Annotated in this window: 18 protein-coding genes, 1 tRNA gene and 1 rRNA gene; all 20 read left to right on the top strand. The window is 37.4% G+C overall.

The features are described 5' to 3' along the window. Positions 1-73: 73 nt before the first annotated feature. The 20 genes from rrf to fliI all read left to right on the top strand — a co-directional run bounded on the left by rrf (position 74) and on the right by fliI (position 18,730). Positions 74-190, top strand: a 5S ribosomal RNA gene (gene rrf / locus QSJ81_RS12795). Between the two features lie 4 nt (positions 191-194). Then, positions 195-270: transfer RNA gene (locus QSJ81_RS12790), tRNA-Asn, on the top strand. Between the two features lie 151 nt (positions 271-421). Further along, positions 422-1,258, top strand: coding sequence for a zinc ribbon domain-containing protein (locus QSJ81_RS12785; RefSeq protein ID WP_285717756.1), 837 nt, complete (start codon positions 422-424; stop codon positions 1,256-1,258). A gap of 125 nt (positions 1,259-1,383) precedes the next feature. Beyond that, positions 1,384-2,586 (top strand): dihydropteroate synthase, encoded by a 1,203-nt coding sequence (gene folP, locus QSJ81_RS12780; RefSeq protein ID WP_285717755.1) that lies wholly within the window; start codon positions 1,384-1,386, stop codon positions 2,584-2,586. Next, on the top strand, positions 2,586-2,942 hold the full coding sequence (gene folB / locus QSJ81_RS12775) for a dihydroneopterin aldolase (protein WP_285717754.1): 357 nt from the start codon (positions 2,586-2,588) through the stop codon (positions 2,940-2,942). Before folP ends, folB begins: the two co-directional genes overlap by 1 nt. 4 nt (positions 2,943-2,946) lie before the next feature. Further along, complete coding sequence (gene folK, locus QSJ81_RS12770) at positions 2,947-3,450, top strand: 2-amino-4-hydroxy-6-hydroxymethyldihydropteridine diphosphokinase (RefSeq protein ID WP_285717753.1); 504 nt, start codon at positions 2,947-2,949, stop codon at positions 3,448-3,450. 16 nt (positions 3,451-3,466) lie between these two features. Then, the gene (locus QSJ81_RS12765) at positions 3,467-4,594 is read left to right on the top strand and encodes an MGDG synthase family glycosyltransferase (RefSeq protein ID WP_285717752.1); all 1,128 of its coding nucleotides are present in this window, start codon (positions 3,467-3,469) and stop codon (positions 4,592-4,594) included. A 184-nt stretch (positions 4,595-4,778) separates the two neighbouring features. After that, positions 4,779-5,864: a DNA-processing protein DprA gene (gene dprA / locus QSJ81_RS12760; protein WP_285717751.1), complete on the top strand. Its 1,086-nt coding sequence runs from the start codon at positions 4,779-4,781 to the stop codon at positions 5,862-5,864. Then, positions 5,861-8,044 carry a type I DNA topoisomerase gene (gene topA / locus QSJ81_RS12755; RefSeq protein ID WP_285717750.1) on the top strand — a complete coding sequence of 728 codons (2,184 nt, stop codon included), beginning with the start codon at positions 5,861-5,863 and terminating at the stop codon, positions 8,042-8,044. The genes dprA and topA overlap by 4 nt, the downstream gene beginning before the upstream one ends. Before the next feature lie 23 nt (positions 8,045-8,067). Further along, positions 8,068-9,387, top strand: coding sequence for an FADH(2)-oxidizing methylenetetrahydrofolate--tRNA-(uracil(54)-C(5))-methyltransferase TrmFO (trmFO, locus tag QSJ81_RS12750; RefSeq protein WP_285717749.1), 1,320 nt, complete (start codon positions 8,068-8,070; stop codon positions 9,385-9,387). 345 nt (positions 9,388-9,732) lie between these two features. Further along, the gene (gene hslV / locus QSJ81_RS12745; RefSeq protein WP_038671382.1) at positions 9,733-10,263 is read left to right on the top strand and encodes an ATP-dependent protease subunit HslV; all 531 of its coding nucleotides are present in this window, start codon (positions 9,733-9,735) and stop codon (positions 10,261-10,263) included. Positions 10,264-10,277: 14 nt separating this feature from the next. After that, a complete protein-coding gene (hslU, locus tag QSJ81_RS12740) occupies positions 10,278-11,678 on the top strand; it encodes an ATP-dependent protease ATPase subunit HslU (RefSeq protein ID WP_285717748.1) in 1,401 nt (466 codons plus the stop codon). A 41-nt stretch (positions 11,679-11,719) separates the two neighbouring features. Further along, positions 11,720-12,496, top strand: coding sequence for a GTP-sensing pleiotropic transcriptional regulator CodY (gene codY, locus QSJ81_RS12735; protein ID WP_285717747.1), 777 nt, complete (start codon positions 11,720-11,722; stop codon positions 12,494-12,496). Between the two features lie 434 nt (positions 12,497-12,930). Continuing rightward, positions 12,931-13,338, top strand: coding sequence for a flagellar basal body rod protein FlgB (gene flgB, locus QSJ81_RS12730; protein ID WP_285717746.1), 408 nt, complete (start codon positions 12,931-12,933; stop codon positions 13,336-13,338). Positions 13,339-13,344: 6 nt separating this feature from the next. After that, positions 13,345-13,779 carry a flagellar basal body rod protein FlgC gene (gene flgC / locus QSJ81_RS12725; protein WP_285717745.1) on the top strand — a complete coding sequence of 145 codons (435 nt, stop codon included), beginning with the start codon at positions 13,345-13,347 and terminating at the stop codon, positions 13,777-13,779. Between the two features lie 15 nt (positions 13,780-13,794). After that, a complete protein-coding gene (fliE, locus tag QSJ81_RS12720) occupies positions 13,795-14,094 on the top strand; it encodes a flagellar hook-basal body complex protein FliE (protein WP_285717744.1) in 300 nt (99 codons plus the stop codon). Positions 14,095-14,131: 37 nt separating this feature from the next. Next, positions 14,132-15,661 (top strand): flagellar basal-body MS-ring/collar protein FliF, encoded by a 1,530-nt coding sequence (fliF, locus tag QSJ81_RS12715; protein WP_285717743.1) that lies wholly within the window; start codon positions 14,132-14,134, stop codon positions 15,659-15,661. A 15-nt stretch (positions 15,662-15,676) separates the two neighbouring features. Next, positions 15,677-16,687, top strand: coding sequence for a flagellar motor switch protein FliG (gene fliG / locus QSJ81_RS12710; protein ID WP_285717742.1), 1,011 nt, complete (start codon positions 15,677-15,679; stop codon positions 16,685-16,687). After that, positions 16,680-17,420, top strand: a complete 741-nt coding sequence (locus tag QSJ81_RS12705) for a FliH/SctL family protein (protein WP_285717741.1) — start codon at positions 16,680-16,682, stop codon at positions 17,418-17,420. Before fliG ends, QSJ81_RS12705 begins: the two co-directional genes overlap by 8 nt. Beyond that, a complete protein-coding gene (fliI, locus tag QSJ81_RS12700; RefSeq protein ID WP_285717740.1) occupies positions 17,417-18,730 on the top strand; it encodes a flagellar protein export ATPase FliI in 1,314 nt (437 codons plus the stop codon). Before QSJ81_RS12705 ends, fliI begins: the two co-directional genes overlap by 4 nt. Positions 18,731-18,736 lie beyond the last annotated feature (6 nt).

Genomic DNA, 18,736 nt, shown 5'->3' with positions numbered 1-18,736 from the left:
ACTAACATGTTGTCTTTCTTCTGTGAAGTTTTGAAGGAACATATGAAAATATGTACTTCTTTAAAAACTTTAATCCGGTGGCGATAGCTAAGGGGATCCACCTGTTCCCATACCGAACACAGTAGTTAAGCCCTTATACGTCGAAAGTACTTGGTTGGAAACGGCCTGGGAGGATAGGTAGTTGCTGGTTATATTCCTGGATAGCTCAGTTGGTAGAGCAATCGGCTGTTAACCGATCGGTCGTAGGTTCGAGTCCTACTTCAGGAGCCATTTTAAAAAAAACGCCATTCACTTTTGTGAATGGCGTTTTTTAAAAATTATTAACAGATTTAATGATTGCTGAATTTCTATGATTACTGTAAAATTAAGAAGGACATCCATTATTGGAATAATATACATTGTGTAGATTAGGAGGCGGCCGATGTCGAATGCAGGCTTTAAGTATTGCCCTTTTTGTGGCGGAGAAATGCCTCAACAAAATATGATGAGATTCTGTCCATTTTGTGGCGAAAAATTCTTAAAAATTGAAAATAAAGAAATCAATAAGGAAATAACTATCTTAGAGAATTTACCGTTAAAACAAGCTAATATTGAGGCTAAGAAAGATCAGGAAATTTATATTGGTGATAAGATTCATGCTGAAATTTTAAAACAAGTTTTTGAATCTAAGTATTGTAGCATTATATTAAAACATGCAATTGATATACAAAAATTAATAGATAATTTAGAAAGAGTATTATTACGAGGGTCATTTGCTATTCGTTTAGCTGTCGACAATATGCCTAGTCTTATAATTTATAAAGCGAAAAGTAAAGATGTAGCGAAATTAATTACACTTTTCATAAATGCTCAGGCTAGTATTAGTGTTATTCCAGGCGAATTTAATGATAAACCTACTATTGAACAATTATTTCCTATGTTTGTTCAACTGCCGTTGGAATTGCAGCAAGGTATTATAAGTGTGCCAATCAATTTATGGTTAGGGGATCACGTTAAAAGCGTTTTAAGGGTTAACTATAGAAATAGCAAGGCAGGAATTCTAGTTATAACAAATAATAATATTTATATTTTGTATAAGAATACGAATGCATCGGAATATCGTTGGTTGGTCATATCTTATGCATTATTATTAAAAATTATAATAGTAGAAAATTCATTACAGCTCATCTATAAAGATAACAAGGTTGAAGATATTGTGTTTGTACATAAAAAAGATTCAGTTGAGGTTTATCAAACCATTCAATCATATAATTTTTAATCTAATAAGGAAAGATTTTGGTAAAACCAAGGTCTTTCCTTATTTTTTACGTAATTTGAAAAAGTTTTCATAAAAAGTACCATAGCTGTGGTACAATAAATAATAAGTTTATTCGGGAGGATAAAATGGCTTTTAATGCACGTATTTTAACAGTTTCCAGCTTAAAACAAGCGCAGGATGAACTTGCTAAGGTAAATTGTGATAAAACTGGTATTCAGATTATGGGTAATAAAGCGGTATTTAAAGTAATGAAGTTAGAAGGAATTTTAACGAAAGGTGCCAATCTCTTAAAACAAACATTTTTGGCAAAAGGCGGAGAAGTTGCAGTGGGTAGAGGTACTGCAGACCTTAGTATTGAACGTACCGATGTACTAATTTGTGCTACTTTGAAACAATATAAAATGGCTATATCACAGTTAAAGTTGCAACCGTGGGGGGTGCCCCAAATAGCTCAAGCTATTGAGGATGCTTTAAATGAAAACGAAAAAGGTCCTGAGCGTCGGTATTCTTGGGGTGAAAAGGTACTATCGATTGTTCCTCAACGGACTTTGATTATGGGAATTTTAAATGTAACTCCTGATTCTTTTTCTGACGGTGGTCGTTACAACACCTTAGATGCTGCACTACGCCGTGTGGAAGAAATGATACAAAATGGTGCTGACATTATAGATATTGGTGCTGAATCTACTCGCCCTTATCAAGGCAGGGAAAAGATATCTGCAGAAGAAGAAATGGAACGTTTAGGTTCATTATTGGAGAAAGTATTAGCTATTTCGAGTGTTCCCGTATCTGTAGATACATATAAGCCCAAAGTAGCACTTCAGGCTTTGCAATTAGGTGTTCATATGATAAATGATGTATGGGGCTTACAATATGACTCTGAGATGCCTAAGGTCGTAGCTCAATACAAAGTACCAGTCGTTATTATGCATAATCAGAATGGTACTTATTATGAAAAGGATATTATGTCAGAGATATGTTCCTTTTTACAAAAAAGCATTGATATTGGACTAAAAGCTGGAATTAGCTTTGATCAATTTATAGTCGATCCAGGTATTGGGTTTGGGAAAACACCGGAGCAAAACTTAATGATTATGTCTCGACTAGAGGAACTAAAATCATTAAAGTGTCCTATATTACTTGGTACCTCCAATAAAAGGTTTATTGGTGAAGTGTTACAACTCCCAGTAGAAGATAGGACGGAAGGAACAGGCGCTACAATATCCATGGGGATTATGAAGGGGAGTAATATAATTAGAGTTCATGATGTAAAAGTAATGGCTAGAATTGCCAAAATGATGGATGCGATGATGAGGAGAGATGTATAATGAATACAATTTTGCTTGAGAATATGGTTTTTTATGGCTTTCATGGTGTGTATGAATATGAGAGAGAGCAAGGGCAGCGGTTTTATGTGGATGCTGAAATAGTTGCAGATTTGAGCCTAGCAGGAGAAACAGATAATCTTATTCATACAATTGATTATACTGTGGTATATAGTCAAATTAAAGACATTATGGAAAACCAAAGGTTTCAATTGTTAGAAGCGGTAGGGGCACATATTGCCGAGCTAATTTTAAAAACTACAATAGCGAGTGAGGTTACCATTAGAATACGTAAACCTGCGGTACCGATACCTGGTCCTTTAGATTATGTACAAGTGGAGACGAAACGGAGAAAATAACAGGATGATTTTATTAGGATTGGGATCTAACTTAGGTGACCGGGAAAAAAATATAAAAAAAGCAATTTATGAACTACATCAACATGCAGAAATTAGTGTTGATAATGTTTCTTCTTTATATGAAACAAAGCCTGTCGGTATGCTGGAACAACCTCATTTTTTAAATGCAGTTATCAGTGTGCAGACAAAATTAACGCCTTATGACTTACTTCAAGTATGCTTAAAGACAGAATGTCAGCTAGGAAGAATTCGTGATCAGCGTTGGGGTCCTAGAACGATAGATATTGATATTCTTATCTATCATAATCTTGTTATTCAGGATGAGGTATTACAACTACCTCATCCTCGTTTGCATGAAAGGTGTTTTGTTCTGATACCTATGAAAGAAGTAACCAATGATATGCCTATACATCAAGGTTTAACTCCTAGTCAATTGCTACAAAAACTAGATGATAGTTCAGACGTAGCCTTTTATAAACGATTAGAAATGGAGTTTATTCAATTATGAAGGAGGCTAACGAAAGTTGGCGATTTCAAATAGAGTATTGTTTATTAGTGCCCCAGTAGGGGCAGGTCATATAAAAGCTGCAGAGTCAATCGCTTCTGCAATGCATAAACAAGATCAGATTGAAACAAAAATGGCAAATGTTTTTGATTTTTTTAATCCTTATATTGGACAAGGCATTTTAAGTATCTATCTTAAGATCTTAAAAATATTTCCCAAACTTTATGGAATGATGTATGGTTGGGGGAATGAGAGCCATTTTGCATTGCTTGGTCGTCAGCTGGTTAGCCGTTATTTAGCCAAGAATATGGAAAGGTATATCTTAGACTATAATCCAGCGGTGATTGTATGCACTCATGCAACCCCGGCTGGATTAGTAGCTTATTTAATGAAACATAATAGAATTAACATACCAGTAGTGGTCGTGATAACGGACTTTGTGGTGCATCGGCTATGGATATACCCTGAGATCAAACATTATATTGTTGCAAATGAAGATATGCGAGAGTATTTGATAAAATCTAATGTGGAGAGTACTTATGCAAAAGTGATGGGAATTCCCGTGGATGAAAAATTCTCTTATCCACTAGATAAAGAAAAAATATTAAACAAGTTTGGATTTGCCAGCGATGTTAGAACCGTTTTAATTATGGGTGGTGGAGCTGGAATTTTGCCTATGGATAATATCTTACTAGCTTGTGATGCCATCACTATTCCATTACAAATTATTGTTGTCACAGGAAATAACAAAACTATGTATAAAAAAATATGTAGTTTAGAGTCGAAGCTACGCAATAAGGTGATTATTTTAGGGTATGTTAATTATGTTAATGAATTAATGGCTATTTCTGACCTTATTATCTCAAAACCCGGAGGGATGACTTGTGCCGAGACATTATGTAGTGGTCTACCTATGTTAATATATCAACCAATTCCGGGTCAAGAAGAAGCGAATACCAACTATCTAATTGCTCACAATGTTGCTCTCAGGGCAGATTCAATGCAGGATATTGGAGTTATAATGAGAAGGATATTTATTGACCATCCAGAAGAACTGAATGAGTTGCGACAAAATGCCTTGAAAATTAGGAAACCTCAGGCTGGTGCTGTGATTGGGAATTATATTTTTTCTCAGATTAAGGATTAAGACATTTCATTGAAGACATTTTATAGTTGTAGTTACGAACTCTTGGAACTTATTTATATATCTATATTGACATTTCTCGTGGTGTGTTATGTGAAATTATGCTATAATTACCCTTGTTTTATACTATTTTCCTCAGAAACGTATGAAGGGCAGATATTCTAGTAAAGCAATGTTGGGGGATAACATGGAAAAGATATATCTGGCAGCATTACAAATGGTATCTGGTATTGGTAACTCACGTCTTAGAAGCTTAGTTTCATTCTTTGGTAGTGCAGAGCAGGCTTGGCATGCTAAGCAGCATGATTTATCTTCATGCGGAATTCTAGATGAATCAATCTTTAATAAATTAATCATACATCGGGAAAAAATAGATATATATACATTAGCATATGATTGGGAGAAGAAAGGAATTAAAATTTGCTGTACTAATGATACGAATTACCCCAAGTTGCTTTTAAATACTTTTAATGTCCCACCAGCATTATATTATCGGGGTGTGCTGCCCAGGACAGACCAACTAATCGCAATTGTTGGTGCAAGGAAAGCTTCTTCCTACGGCAAGAATATTGCACAGTTGTTGGCAGCAGAACTTGCTGAGGCAGGGTTTTGGGTGGTTAGCGGTGCTGCTCGGGGCATTGATACTGCCGCACATCAAGGAGCTTTAAGTAAAGGATATACAATCGCTGTACTCGGTTGTGGTGTGGATGTTGATTATCCTCCTGAAAATAGAAAATTACTAAATCACATTGCTGAATGTGGCGCTGTGGTTTCAGAATACGCACCTGGCACTTTAGCCCATCCAGGTCATTTTCCTGCAAGAAATCGAATTATTAATGGATTGTCCCGAGGAGTAGTGGTAGTGGAAGCGGCAGAAAAAAGCGGTGCATTAATTACTGCAGACTTTGCCTTGGAAGAAGGGCGAGATGTTTTTGCAGTGCCTGGCAGTATTTTTTCTGAATCTAGCAAAGGTACACACCGACTGATAAAGCAAGGAGCAAAACTTGTTGACAGCGCAGAAGATATATTAGAAGAGTATAATCTTATGAAAGTAAAAAAGGGGCCTCAGATGTTAGAATTTACTTCAGATGAAGTAAAGGTTTATGAGTCACTGAATTATGATTTTCCAATAGGGATTGAAGAAATTGTTATGAAAACGAAATTAGAGGCAGGAATGATTACATATATATTATTACAGTTTGAATTACGTGGGTTAGCGGTAGAGCATAACGGGAGACGTTATTTGCGTATCGCTAAGGAGGGAATCAAGTGAGTAAAGCATTAGTTATTGTTGAATCTCCAGCTAAAGCTAAGACCATTGAAAAATTCTTAGGGAAAAATTATACGGTTAAAGCCTCTATGGGACATTTGCGTGATTTGCCTAAAAGTCAATTTGGCGTAGATGTGGACAATAATTTTGAGCCTAAATATATAAACATTCGCGGTAAGGGCGATCTAATAAAAAGTCTTAAAAGTGCGGCAAAAGCTGCTGATACTGTTTATCTGGCATCTGACCCTGACCGTGAGGGGGAAGCCATCGCCTGGCATTTGGCACATATTCTAAATATTCCTGAAGATAAGGCTTGTCGCATTGAATTTAATGAAATTACTAAGACTACAATTCAAAATGCAGTAAAGAAGCCAAGGCCAATTAATCTCGAGCGAGTAGATGCCCAGCAAGCTAGGCGTCTTTTAGATCGAATTGTAGGTTATCAACTGAGTCCTTTATTATGGCGAAAGGTGCGCAAAGGACTTAGTGCCGGTCGTGTACAGTCTGTAGCGGTAGGGATTATTTGTGATCGCGAAAAAGAAATTCAAGCGTTTGTTTCAGAAGAGTACTGGTCTATTGAGGCAAAATTACGAGGAAAGCCTAAAACTGCATTATTTGATGCACAACTTATCCTAGTTGATGGGAAAAAAGCTAAAATAGATAACGAAGACCAAGCTGAGGGTATAAAAGGTGAATTAGAAAAGGCAGCATTCACGGTTACAGATGTAAAACGTAAAGAACGTCGAAGAAACCCTGCGGCACCTTTTATCACCAGTAGTTTGCAGCAAGAGGCGTCAAGAAAATTGGGATTCACCTCTCGTAAGACGATGATGGTAGCTCAACAACTTTATGAAGGACTGGAACTCGGTAGCTCAGGCCCTGTAGGATTGATTACTTATATGCGTACTGATTCAGTACGTCTAGCTGAATCGGCACAACTTGATGCTAGGAACTATATTGCATTATCATATGGGGAAAATTATTTGCCGGCTAAAAGTCCAGTGTATTCTACAAAGAAATCTCAGGATGCTCATGAGGCAATTCGCCCTACTAGTTTGGAATTTCCTCCTGATAAGATCGTTAAATATCTTTCAAAGGAACAGCTACGATTATATCGATTAATTTGGGAAAGGTTTATTGCCAGCCAAATGGCTTCTGCTATTTATGATACTCTAACGGTTGATATTACTGCTGAACGATTTGGTCTACGAGCTACAGGATCTACCGTTAAATTTCCCGGATTTATGGCCGTATACACAGAAGGTAAAGATGGGGAAGAAAAAGAGAAAGATATTACATTACCTGAATTAGTGACTGGAGAAAATTTAAAAGCAAATAAAATTACTCCGAAGCAACATTTTACAGAACCACCACCTAGATATACGGAAGCTAGCTTGGTAAAAACGTTAGAGGAAAAAGGTATTGGTAGGCCAAGTACGTATTCTCCCATTATTGAAACGATTGTAGCTCGTGGTTATGTAGTAAGAGTAGAGAAAAAGTTTCAACCTACTGAATTAGGTTTTGTTGTTTTGGATTTACTAAAACAATATTTTAAGGCGATTGTAGATGTTGAATTTACTGCTACTATGGAAAATAGGCTAGACGAAATTGCAGATGGCAAAGGTACACGCCTAGGATTATTGCGGGAGTTTTATGATTGGTTTGCCGTAGATTTGGAGCAGGCTGAAAAAGAGATTGGTCATGTAGAGCTCCCAGTTGAAATATCAGAGGTACAATGTGAAAATTGTGGCAAATTTATGGTAGTGAAACATGGCCGATACGGTGATTTTTTGGCGTGTCCTGGATTTCCCGATTGTCGTAACACGAAGCCAATTTTAAAAGAAACGGGTGTACAATGTCCTAAATGTGCTGGAAATATTGTAGAGAGAAAGACAAAACGTGGTAAAACGTTTTATGGTTGTCAAAGTTATCCAACCTGTGACTTTATGACATGGGATATGCCATTAAAAGAAAATTGTCAAACCTGTGGAGCTTTCATGCTGCGGCACAATTTTAAAAATGGCCGTTTTAGTACATTATGCAGCAACGAGTCGTGTATAACACGTCCGACTACGGCTGAAAAAAAAGTAGAAGATGCTGCAAAAAATAAGACAACAAAGACAAAGAAGAAAGTAAAACCAAAAACGAAGTCAACAACTAAAAAAACAGTTAAGACTGAATAATTTATGTCATCGGAGGAAGTATTGTGTCAAAAGTTACAATAATAGGAGCTGGTTTGGCTGGCAGTGAGGCAGCCTGGCAGGTGGCTGAGGCTGGTTTTGATGTTGAATTACTTGAGATGAGGCCACAGGTTATGTCACCGGCCCATCATACGGACCAATTTGCCGAGTTAGTCTGCAGTAATTCTCTACGTGGTGCTGCAATAGAAAATGCTGTAGGGTTATTGAAGGAAGAAATGCGACAGCTCAACTCATTAATAATGAAGGCTGCGGATGATAGTAAACTACCGGCAGGTGGTGCATTAGCAGTGGATCGTGATGCCTTCAGTAAATTTATAACAAAGACTCTTTCGAATCACCCAAGGGTAAAAGTTGTGAAGGGAGAAGTAACAGAGATCCCTCAAGCGGCGCCTCTTATCATTGCAAGCGGACCATTAACATCACCAAACTTGTCAGAAGCGATTGGAAGGATAACAGGTAATGATTATCTATACTTCTATGATGCAGCTGCCCCTATTTTAGTAGGTGAGTCTCTTAATATGGAGAAAATCTATAGAGCCTCTCGTTATGGCAAAGGGGATGACGATTATCTAAATTGTCCTATGACAAAGGCAGAATATGAATATTTTTGGCAGGAACTAACAAATGCAGAAACGACGCCTGTTAAAAGCTTTGAAAAGGCTATATTCTTTGAAGGTTGTATGCCTGTAGAAGAAATGGCAAGTCGTGGTATTGATACATTGCGTTTTGGTCCGCTTAAGCCGGTTGGTTTAGAGCATCCAGTTACGGGTGAGTTACCTTATGCTGTAATACAGTTGCGCCAGGATAATTTTGCAGCCACATTATATAATATTGTTGGTTTTCAAACGCATTTAAAATGGCCAGAACAAGAAAGAGTTTTTCGCTTAATACCCGGCTTAGAGAAGGCAGAATTTGTAAGGTTAGGTGTTATGCACCGTAATACATTTATTAATTCGCCAAAGGTTTTATCTTCGACAATGCAAATGACTAGCAATGAGAATATATTTTTTGCAGGCCAAATCACCGGGGTCGAAGGGTATGTTGAGTCTGCTGCTTCAGGATTAGTTGCTGGAATTAATGCTGGGCGTTTATTAGCAGGAAAGAAACCTTTAATCTTTCCCACAGAAACCGCCCATGGTGCGCTATGTCAGTACATTACAAATGCAAGTAGCAAACACTTTCAGCCAATGAACATAAACTTTGGGCTACTTCCGCCTTGGGAAGAAAGAATTAGAGATAAGAAAATTAAAAATGGCTTAATCGCGCAGCGATCTTTAGAGGCCCTAAAACAATTCAAAGAAAAATTAGACAATAATCTTGCATAATTTTAGTTATTGTGCTAGTATGAAATAATAAATTTTGCTACATAGATTGACAAAAGGTGAGACTGCTTATACTAGTGATTACGGATAAGTGTGGTTTGAATTATGGAATTGTTGTTACAACAGATACAGCTTTATGCTTTATTTTATGGTTGAAAAGAACGCCTCGCAGCATATTGTAATACGTTATTTGGCAGTTATTGACTAGTTCGCCAGATTTGCAAAATTATAAGGTGTTGGGGAGGTTCTTTTTGCTAATGTGAGAACAGTGTTCATTCGGTCTCATTATAACGAAAATTCTGTTTTTGTATAAGAGAGTACATCCACATGCGTAGGAGGCGATTTCTTATGTTTCATGCAACAACCATTCTTGCTGTAAAAAAACAAGGAAAAACAGCAATTGCAGGGGATGGTCAAGTAACTTTTGGTGGCAATACAATTATGAAACATAACGCAAAAAAAGTTCGCCGTTTATATCATGGTAAAGTATTAGCTGGTTTTGCTGGGTCTGTAGCAGATGCATTTACACTATTTAGTAAATTTGAAGCAAAGTTAGAAGAATTTAATGGTAATTTGATGCGCGCTTCAGTTGAGTTAGCTAAGGAATGGCGTATGGATCGAGTGTTACGTAGATTAGAAGCGTTGTTAATCGTTACAGATACTGAACACATGTTAATTATTTCAGGAAATGGTGAAGTCATTGAACCAGATGATGAGGTGACGGCCATTGGTTCAGGAGGACCTTACGCCCTGGCCGCAGCACGGGCTTTAGTAAAACACTCTAATTTATCTGCTTCTGAAATCGCAAGGGAAGCGCTTCAAACTGCAGCAAGTATTTGTGTGTATACAAATGACCATATTACAGTTGAAGAGTTATAAAAAGGGGTGACAGTATGAGTGAGATGACACCTAAACAGATTGTAATAGAGTTAGATAAATATATTGTAGGACAAAAACAAGCTAAGAAATCAGTTGCAGTCGCACTGCGTAACCGTTGGCGTAGTAAGCAGTTATCTACTAATTTAAAAGATGAGATTATTCCTAAAAACATATTAATGATTGGTCCTACTGGTGTAGGTAAAACCGAAATTGCCAGGCGTTTAGCTAAATTAGTGAATGCGCCCTTTGTAAAGGTTGAAGCCACCAAGTTCACAGAAGTTGGATATGTAGGTCGTGATGTTGAATCTATGGTGCGTGACCTAGTGGAGACAGCAATTCGCATGGTCAAACAAGAGAAAATGGCAGAAGTAACTGACAAAGCTCATGAATTTGCCGAAGAACGTATTTTAGAATATTTTTCTCCTACAGCTAAAAAGGAGACTGTACGTAATCCCTTTGAAATACTATTTGGTGGAAATTCTACGAGTAGCGAGTCTACTTCACAAACGATAATAAATGATTCTTTTGAAAAACCGGTTCTCGATCGTGAATATTGGAGAAAACGTTTAAATAGTGGTGAATTGGAAAATGAATTTATTGAAATAATAGTAGAAGACACAATGAATCCTATGGTAGGTGCTTTTTCAAACACAGGTATTGAGGAAATGGGTATTAATATCCAAGATATGTTTGGCAACATTTTTCCTAAAAAACAAAAGAAACGTAATGTAACAGTCGCAAATGCACGTAAAATTTTTATTCAGGAAGAAGCGCAAAAACTGGTTGATATGGATGAAGTAACTTCCGCGGCACTTGCTTTAGCTGAGGATTCAGGAATCATTTTTCTCGATGAAATTGATAAAATTGTAGGGCGTGGTCAGTCTTCCGGGCCTGACGTATCTCGGGAAGGTGTACAGCGAGATATATTGCCAATTGTTGAAGGTTCTACTGTTGTTACGAAACATGGCTCATTAAAAACGGATCACATTTTATTTATGGCAGCAGGAGCTTTTCATACAGCAAAACCATCTGAACTAATTCCAGAGCTACAAGGACGATTTCCAATTCGAGTAGAGCTCACTAGTTTGTCCAAAGAAGATTTTAAACAAATCTTAACAGAACCAGCAAATGCATTAATAAAACAATATATTAGTTTGCTCGCAACAGAGGATGTGTTGATTCAGTTTACGGATGATGCAATTGAACAATTAGCTGAAATTGCTTTCGAAGTAAATGCTCAAACTGAAAATATTGGTGCTAGGCGCTTACATACTATCTTAGAAAAGCTATTAGAAGATTTGGCGTTTGACGCACCTGATATAAATGAAGAGTTGATTATTATTGATAAAGAATATGTCAACGCTAAATTATCTCATATTGTAGTTAACCAAGACTTAAGTCATTTTATATTGTAAATTAGGTTATACAACCTAGGGAAGGGTAGGAGGAATTAATTATGGCAACGATGTTAGAACGTACTCGTAAAATTAATAAATTATTGCAAAAATCCGAGAAAGTGGAATATGATGAGATTTCCCGTGTACTTAGTAGTGTTATGGAAGCGAATGTGTATATTGTTGGTAAAGATGGTACTGTGCTAGGGTATGCATTACTAGGTGATTTTGAATGTGACTTAATGCGTGATAAAGTATTATTACAAGGACATTTTCCTGAACGCTATGTAGAGTGGTTATTAAGAGTAACTGAAACTTCGCCGAATCTAAGTTTAGAAGGCGGCATGTGTTCTTTTAGTGAAGATACAGGGTGTATTTTTACTGATAAATATACTACTATAGTTCCTATACATGGTGTAGGTGAACGAATTGGTACTTTAATTGTTGCCAAATTCCATGCAGAATTTCATGATGATGATCTAGTTCTTGCTGAATATGGGGCAACCGTTGTTGGTATGGAAATATTAAGAGACCGTAGTGGGAAAATTGAGGATGAAGCTCGTAAGAAAGCTACGGTACAAGTTGCTCTTGGTACACTGTCCTATTCAGAGCTGGAAGCTGTAATTCACATTTTAAATGAATTAGAAGGAAACGAAGGTTTATTAGTAGCAAGTAAAATTGCTGATCGAGTTGGAATTACGCGCTCTGTAATTGTGAATGCCTTGCGTAAATTTGAAAGTGCTGGAGTCATTGAGTCAAAATCTCTTGGAATGAAGGGCACTTATATAAAAGTATTAAATGAACGTTTATTTGAAGAGTTAAAAAAACTCAAGAAATAAATTGAGAAAAGAAAGCATCGTAACTGTATAAAATCATAGGAAAAACGACAATTAATTTACAGGAATGGCTCCTATTGTAGATATATGATAGGAAACATTCCTGTTTTGTCATTTTTAGCAACATTTTGTTATGATCTTAGAGCCTATCAAAGATGAATTTAAAAGGCTTCTAGAGAATAATATCTATATCTTTTGGTAGATGTGCAATTAAGAAAAGTATTATATCATTAACAGAGAATTAATAAAGAAAAGGAAGGGATCTTACTGCCTTTTATTGAAATAAATAAATCTAAAAATGCGCTTAAAAAAGTTCTTATTTTGTAGAAAAAGAAAGGTATTCCGAGGATTATGTAGAATTAGTATAATAAAGTGTGCATTCTGTACAGGATATTACAAAAATTTTACATAAAATATATAATACAGGAGGATTTTGGGTGTTAAATTCTATTTTATCATCACCACGTGTAGGAGTGTTGGAACAAGCGCTTTCCGCATCGTCTCTTAGGCAACAGACAATTAGTAATAATATTGCTAATGTTAACACGCCAAATTTTAAGAAAAGTGAAGTCGCTTTTGAAGATTTACTGCAAGACGCTATGGATAATAAAAAATTACAGATGGTAAAAACAAATAGTCAGCATATATCGACGCAGAAGGGGAATATTCCTACCCCGATAGTAAATGTAGTTGATCAAACGGCCTTTCGAACAGATGGTAGTAATGTAGATATTGATGTTGAAATGGCTAATTTAGCAAAAAATAATATATATTATAATGCTGTAGTACAGCAGCTTGGGAGCTATTTTACTGGAATTAAGTCAGCTATAAAAGAAGGGAGATAATTAGGAATGGGAATGTTTGGTGCTATTGATGCGGCCGCATCTGGCTTAACAGCTGAACGACTTAGAATGGATGTAATTTCTAATAATATTGCGAACGTCAATACAACTCGTACTGCTGAAGGTGGGGCTTATCGCCGGCAAGTTGTCGTGTTTGAACCACGTGAAAACGAAGAAACATTTGCACAGATTTTATCTAAAAAAGCAAGTGGTGGCAATGGTGTTAGAGTGGTTGGAATTAATAAAGATAGCTCACCGACACATCAGGTATATGACCCAGCGCACCCTGATGCGAATAAAGAGGGATATGTTGAAATGCCCAACGTTAATATTGTAACTGAGATGGTAGATATGATTACTGCTACTAGGGCGTATGAAGCAAATGTTACAACAGTTAATGCTGCAAAAAGCATGGCTCTTAAGGCATTGGAAATAGGGAAATAATGGAGGTTGTAGTTCATGCGTGTCGAAGCACTTAAGTTAACGCCAGTAAATCCTACTAGTATTGGACAAGCCGTTTCACCGGTTGAGGGGAGCACTAAAAATTTTGGCGAATTCTTAACTGAAGCCCTCGGTGAAGTAAATAACCTACAACAAAATGCGGCAGCAGCCTCTTATAATTTGGCAGCAGGTAAACTGCAAGACATATCGCAGGTTACGATTGCGGCCGAAAAAGCTACGATAGCAATGCAATTAACAATGCAAGTACGTAATAAGGTGGTTGACGCATACCAAGAAGTCATGCGTATGTCGGTATAATAAATAATATTTTTGTTGATTCGAAAGGGTGGAGACAATGGCGGATTTAAAAGAAAGGTCTCTGCGCTTGTGGCAAAGCTTGGCTAAAAGAGAAAGATATATGATTCTTGGTTCGGCCATACTTATATTCGCAATTATCGTAGCGTGGAGTTTTTGGTGGGGTGGTCGCCCGGATCTTGTGCCTTTGTTCACTGAAATGGAAGCTAAAGATGCTGGTGAGGTAAGAGAAAAACTGAAGGAAATGAAAGTTTATCACGAGATAGGTGGTAATGGCACAGCGATTATGGTTCCTTCTAAAGATGTTTATCGCATACGGCTGGATTTGGCTAGTCAAGGGTTGCCACGAGGCAATAAAGGGTTCGAAATATTTGAGCAGAGCAAATTTGGTGCTACTGAATTTCAAAACAAAGTAAACTTGATTCAAGCATTGCAGGGGGAGCTTGCTCGCACAATTGAGCAAATGGCTGAAGTTGAAAAAGCTAGGGTACATATTGTATTAACGGAAGATAGTTTGTATAAGAAAAATGAAAAACCTGCTACGGCTTCAATCATGCTTAAGCTTCGTACAGGTACGCAATTATCAAAAGATCAAGTAAAAGGTATTGTTAATTTAGTTGCTCATAGCATTCAAGGGTTAAAACCGGAAAATGTCACTGTTGTGGATCAAATGGCACGGGTACTTAATGAACAAAATGATGCAAGCACAGCAGGGGCTAATGCGACGTTGACTCAGATTGAAATGACTAAAAAAGTGCAAGATGATTTACAAAAAAATGTTCAATCTTTGTTGGAACAAGTATTAGGGCCGAACAAAGCTGCGGCAAGGGTAAATGTAGAGTTAAGTTTTGACCAACGTACTGTAGATAAACAGACTTTCGAACCGGTTGTTGATGATAAAGGAATAGTACGAAGTTCTCAAGAATTAAATGAGAATTTTAAAGGCGGTTCACCAAATGCGCCTGGTGGAGTTCCAGGAACTACTTCTAATGTACCAGGATATGTAACGGCTAATAATTCTCAGTCAAATTATGAGAAAAAAGAAGTTACTCGTAATTACGAAATTAATGAAACGAAAGAAAAAGTAATTGCAACTCCAGGTTCTATTAAGAGATTGACAGTGGCTGTATTAGTAGATGCAAGCGTCAACAAGGCACAACAAGATAGTATTCTTAAAACTGTTACCTCCGCTATTGGTGTTAATGCAGTAAGAGGCGATACTGTGTCAGTTGAAAGCATAACCTTTAATACGGAAGCCGCTGACAAGCAGCGTAAAGAAGAATTGGATTATGAAAACCAACAAAAACAAGCGTTGTGGTTGAAAATAGCGTTAGCAATTTTAGCTGTTCTTGGTGTCTTATATATTGTACGTAGTCGCCGTAAAGTTACAAATGAAGAACTTGAAGATGAGGTGGCTGCAACAACAGAACCGGTTATGCCTATAGTTGAAACGGAAATGACGGCTCAAGAGAAACAGTTAGTTGAAAAACGCAAAGAACTTGAAAAACTAGCTAAAACCAAACCAGAAGATGTTGCTCAATTAATCAAAGTTTGGTTGTCTGAAGAGTAGAGTGGGGGTAAGTATGTGTACCAATCAAATGAATTAAATAATAAACAGAAAGCGGCCATCCTATTAATATCGCTTGGTCCAGAGATTTCATCCCAAGTGTTTAAACATCTTAAAGAAGATGAAATAGAAAAACTCACTCTAGAAATAGCAAATCAAAGAACAGTATCTCCTGAACAAAAGGAAAAGGTATTAAATGAATTTCATGAACTTTTATTAGCTAATAATTATATTTCTACTGGAGGTTTGGATTACGCTCGGGATATTTTAGAAAAGGCATTAGGTGCAGACAAAGCAATATCTATTATTAATCGATTAACATCTAGTTTGCAAATTAGACCTTTTGATTTTGCTCGTAAAACAGATCCATCTCAATTGCTTAATTTTATCCAAAACGAACATCCTCAAACGATTGCCTTAATTATGTCTTATTTGCAACCAGAACAATCGGGATCTATTTTATCATCATTGCCGCCTGAACGTCAGGTGGATGTAGCGAAACGAATTGCAACAATGGATCGTACATCGCCTGATGTCCTTAAAGATGTAGAGCGCATATTAGAACGCAAACTTTCGTCTATGGCTTCTCAAGATTTTACATCTGCGGGTGGTGTTGATTCGATTGTTGAAATTCTGAATCGAGTGGATCGTTCTACAGAAAGAACGATTATGGAGAATTTGGAAGTCCAAAATCCTGAACTCGCAGAAGAAATTAAGCGTCGTATGTTTGTCTTTGAAGATATCGTCTTGCTGGATGATAGATCACTTCAATTGGTGTTACGTGAAATTGAAAGTAAGGATTTGGCTTTGGCTCTCAAAGCGTCTTCTGCTGAAGTTTCTAATAAAGTTTACAAAAATATGTCAAAACGTGCTGCCGATATGTTGCGTGAAGAAATTGAGTTTATGGGACCTGTACGAATTAGAGATGTAGAAGAAGCTCAGCAAAAAATCGTTAATGTCATTCGTCGTCTGGAAGATTCAGGTGAGATAGTTGTTTCACGTGGTAAAGGGGACGAAATCATTGTCTAAGATTATAAAATTTGCTTGTATGCAAGAGCCTAGAATACTGATTAATAACTTTATTGTTAAAGAAGAAAAAACGGTTGAAGAAGTCATAATAGATCCTACTATTGCAAACGAATTGATTGCTTCAGCTAGAGAAGAGGCTGCAACTATAATTGCTGAAGCAAAAATGACCGTGGAACAGAGCCTGAATGAAACTAAGCAACTGGTGGAGCAAATCAAACAGCAGGCTTATGATGACGGACATCAAAGTGGTTACCAAGAAGGTATGACTCAAGGGAAAAAAGCCGGTTTAGATGAAATGCAACAAGTTATTCATGAAGGAGTTGTAAAGGCGCAGCAGACTCTAAGCATTGCTGAAAAGCAGGCTAAGGATATGATTCTTGCAGCAGAACGACAAATTGTCGAGATCGCTCTTGCTTTAGCTAGTAAAGTATTGGCGAATGAAGTAGCAGAAAATCCTCTAGTAGTTTTACCGGTTGTCAAAGCTGCGCTAGACAAGGTCCGTGATCAAGAACAAATTGTTATTAGGGTAAGCGTTCAGGATTTTGATGCTGTATTACAAGTTAAACAAGATTTGCAAGTTATGGTTGGTGGGGAGCACGTATTAAAAATAACTGCGGACCATACCCTTGAAAATGGTAGTTGTGTGATCGACACATCTTATGGAATGGTGGATGCTAGAATTGATACCCAATTTGACACACTTAAAAAAGCATTACAGGGAGTTTTACCATGAGTGTTTTTAAAGTGGGTAAATATTTAAATGCTATTAGTTCTACTGAGTCAATGAAGGTATCAGGGAAAATCACCCAGATCGTTGGGTTAGTTATTGAGTCTCAGGGGCCAAGTGTCAATTTAGGCGACTTGTGCTATATTTGTCCTCGTAATGAGGGAGGAGCCATCGCTGCTGAGGTGGTGGGATTCCGACAAAATCGAGTCCTATTAATGCCAATCGGAGAAATGCAAGGTATTGGCCCTGGTTGTGAAGTGTTTTCTGCTCATCAGACTTTAACGGTAAATGTGGGCGATCATCTTCTGGGACGAGTTTTGGATGGCTTAGGCAATCCAATGGATGATAAGGGACCGTTATCAGTAAATACTATGTATCCCTTACATAACGCTCCTCCTCCTCCATTATCCCGTCGACGTATTGAGGAAAAGCTTTCAGTTGGCGTAAGGGCGATTGATAGTTTAATAACTCTTGGACGTGGACAACGTGTAGGTATTATGGCTGGTAGTGGTGTTGGTAAAAGTACTCTACTTGGCATGATTGCCCGTAATACAGAAGCTGATGTAAATGTAATTGCTTTGGTTGGTGAACGGGGCCGTGAGGTCCGTGAATTCATTGAACGTGATTTAGGGGAAGAAGGTTTGAAAAGATCTGTAGTTGTGGTAGCAACATCAGATCAACCAGCATTAGTACGTATCAAAGGAGCCATGACGGCTACTGCTATAGCTGAATATTTTAGAGATCAAGGGAAAAATGTTGTGTTGATGATGGATTCTGTAACACGTTTTGCTATGGCACAACGAGAAGTTGGTCTAACTATTGGTGAACCACCAGCTACTCGTGGTTATACTCCTTCCGTATTTGCTATGTTACCTAAATTACTAGAACGTTCAGGTACTGGTGAAGAGGGATCTATTACTGGCATATATACGGTATTGGTAGATGGCGATGATATGAATGAACCAATAGCTGATGCAGTGCGCAGTATTTTAGACGGCCACATCGTTCTCTCTCGTAACATTGCTACACAAAATCATTATCCGGCGATTGATGTGCTTGCAAGTGTGAGCCGGGTCATGATAGACATTGTTGAGAAGGGACATTATACAGCGGCACAAAAATTGCGCTCACTTATGGCGACTTATCGTGAAGCAGAGGATCTGATTAATATTGGTGCTTACGCAACAGGGAGTAACGTAAATATTGATCAATCCATTGCAAAGATTGACGCCATTAAAACCTTTTTGCAGCAAGATGTAAATGAACACATGTCAGCCGATGAAACGATTGCAAAGTTACTGTCTTTGATTTCCTGATTTTAA

This window comes from Pelosinus sp. IPA-1, from assembly GCF_030269905.1.
Taxonomy (GTDB): Bacteria; Bacillota; Negativicutes; order DSM-13327; family DSM-13327; genus Pelosinus.
The sequence above is the reverse complement of the archived record's forward strand: the minus strand, read 5'-3'. Positions and strand labels throughout refer to the sequence as shown.